The sequence below is a fragment of the Rhizobacter sp. P3_B12 genome (assembly GCF_056402895.1).
Genome location: NZ_JBFUGN010000976.1, coordinates 1 through 2,276, shown reverse-complemented (window position 1 = coordinate 2,276; position 2,276 = coordinate 1). Strand labels below are relative to the sequence as shown.

Sequence of the window (2,276 nt, the reverse complement as noted above, 5' to 3'; positions counted from 1 at the left end):
GAGTTTCGGCGACGGTTCATGAAAGCAGATGGCGCAGGGGAGTCATCGCCCCGCCAGGGGCGATGACCGCACCGACCGGCGTGCCCCACACCCTCCGCCCGCGCCTTTGCACGCGCAGAACTACGCCAGCAATTCAACCCTCAAATTGGCTAGACGGACGACAGAGAACCCACCGCCCGTGCGGCCTCGGTGACCAGCTCCGGCCCCTTGTAGATGAAGCCGGTGTAGAGCTGCACCAGGTCGGCACCGGCCGCGATCTTCGATTGCGCGTCGGCACCGCTCAGCACGCCACCGACGCCGATGATCGGGTAGCCCGCGCCCAGCGCGGCGCGCAGCTGCCCGATCACCCGGTTCGAGGCCGCCAGCACCGGCGCGCCGCTCAGGCCGCCGGCCTCTTCGCCGTGCGGCAGGTGCTTCACCGCATCGCGCGCGATCGTTGTGTTGGTCGCGATCACGCCGTCGATCGCGTTCTTCCGCAACGTGGCGGCGATCACGCCGACCTGCGCCTCGTCGAGGTCGGGCGCGATCTTCACGAACACCGGCACGACGCGGCCGTGCTGCTTCGCCAGCTGCTGCCTGCGATCCTGCACCGCCGAGAGCAGCGCATCCAGCGCCTCGTCGCTCTGCAGCGCGCGCAGGTTCTTCGTGTTCGGCGACGAGATGTTCACCGTCACGTAGTCGGCATGCGGGTACACGCCGTCCAGGCACAGCAGGTAGTCGTCGACCGCGCGCTCGATCGGCGTCGCCGCGTTCTTGCCGATGTTCAGCCCCAGCACGCCGCCCTGCGCCCGGAAGCGCGCCTGCTTCACGTTGGCGATGAAGGCCTCGAGCCCCTGGTTGTTGAAGCCGAGCCGGTTGATCAGCGCGTTCGCCTGCGGCAGGCGGAACATGCGCGGCTTCGGGTTGCCCGGCTGGCCGAGCGGCGTCACGGTGCCGACCTCGATGAAGCCGAAACCCATCGCGGCCAGCCCGTCGATGCAACGGCCGTTCTTGTCGAGCCCGGCCGCCAGGCCGATGCGGTTCGGAAAGCGGATGCCCGCCACCGTCACCGGATCGTCGACCTGCGGCTGCGCAACGGCACAGATCAGCGGCGTGCGCTGGATGCGCGCGAGGGCGCCRAGCGTCAGGTCATGCGCCTGCTCGGGGTCGAGGCCGAACAGGAAGGGGCGAGTGAGGGCGTACGGAACCAGGGCCATGGGATGAATGCGGGGACCAGCGTCTTGGATAATCGCGGATTGTCTCAAACGACCCGCTCCGCCATGACACAGGATGAACTGAAGGCCCTCGTCGGGCAGGCCGCGCTGGCCTACGTGCAACCCGGCAGCATCGTCGGCGTGGGCACCGGCTCCACGGTGAACTGCTTCATCGACGCGCTGGCCGGCATCAAGGACCGCATCGCCGGCGCCGTCTCCAGCAGCGAACGAAGCTCCGAGCGGCTGCGCGCGCACGGCATCGCGGTGCTCGACAGCAATGCCGTCGACACCATCCCGGTCTACATCGACGGCGCCGACGAGATCGACCACCACGGCTTCATGATCAAGGGCGGCGGCGCCGCGCTCACGCGCGAGAAGATCGTCGCCGACATCGCGCAGAACTTCGTCTGCATCGCCGATGAATCGAAGCTCGTCGACACGCTCGGCCGCTTCCCGGTGCCGGTGGAGGTGATCCCGATGGCGGCCGCGCAGATCGCGCGGCGGCTGCGCGGCCTCGGCGGCGATGCGCAGCTGCGCGCCGGCGTCGTCACCGACAACGGCTGCAGCATCCTCGACGTGCGCGGCCTGGCCATCATCGACCCGGTGGCGATGGAGCGCGAGATCAACCAGTGGCCGGGCGTCGTCACCGTCGGCATCTTCGCGCGCAACCGGGCCGGCGCCTGCCTGCTGGGCACCGCGCAGGGCGTGAAGACGCTGACGTTCTGATCCACTCCCGGGCCTCGCGCGCCCCCAAAAAGGGCGTAACCTCGGGCCTGTTCCGAATCCGCTGAAAAAGGACGGCCCATGGCCAAACCCAACTACTCGTTCGAAAAGCGCCAGCGCGAGCTGGCCAAGAAAAAGAAGAAGGAAGAGAAGCTGAAGGAGAAGGAGCTTCGCAAGACCAGCCCGGGCTCCGGCGATGCCGGACAGGGCGACGAGTCCTCCGAAGGCCAGACCCAGGAAGCAGGCGCCGGAGACCAGCCGGCGCCCTGAGCGCCGCGAATGCTGTGGGTGCCATGCGCCCCCCAGGCAACCCGCCGGCGCCCGGCGCCTACGCGGCCGCGCTGAAGGCCGGCTTCGAGG

General features: G+C 69.0%; 3 protein-coding genes. 2 read left to right on the top strand and 1 reads right to left on the bottom strand.

Annotated elements, in window-relative coordinates; all coding sequences use genetic code 11:
• Positions 1 to 149: 149 nt before the first annotated feature.
• The gene (locus tag AC1D01_RS30915; protein ID WP_477873259.1) at positions 150 to 1,196 is read right to left on the bottom strand and encodes a quinone-dependent dihydroorotate dehydrogenase; all 1,047 of its coding nucleotides are present in this window, start codon (positions 1,194 to 1,196) and stop codon (positions 150 to 152) included.
• 63 nt (positions 1,197 to 1,259) lie between these two features.
• On the opposite strand from AC1D01_RS30915, the gene rpiA reads away from it, so the two are divergent.
• Both rpiA and AC1D01_RS30905 read left to right on the top strand, forming a co-directional pair.
• Positions 1,260 to 1,919, top strand: coding sequence for a ribose-5-phosphate isomerase RpiA (gene rpiA / locus AC1D01_RS30910; RefSeq protein ID WP_477873257.1), 660 nt, complete (start codon positions 1,260 to 1,262; stop codon positions 1,917 to 1,919).
• A 78-nt stretch (positions 1,920 to 1,997) separates the two neighbouring features.
• Entirely contained in the window at positions 1,998 to 2,186 is a 189-nt protein-coding gene (locus tag AC1D01_RS30905; RefSeq protein WP_477873255.1) for a hypothetical protein, read from the top strand.
• Positions 2,187 to 2,276 lie beyond the last annotated feature (90 nt).

Excerpts from the sequence above, each read along its gene's own strand:
- rpiA (WP_477873257.1), top strand. The coding sequence starts at position 1,260 with ATGACACAGGATGAACTGAAGGCCCTCGTCGGGCAGGCCGCGCTGGCC.
- AC1D01_RS30905 (WP_477873255.1), top strand. The coding sequence starts at position 1,998 with ATGGCCAAACCCAACTACTCGTTCGAAAAGCGCCAGCGCGAGCTGGCC.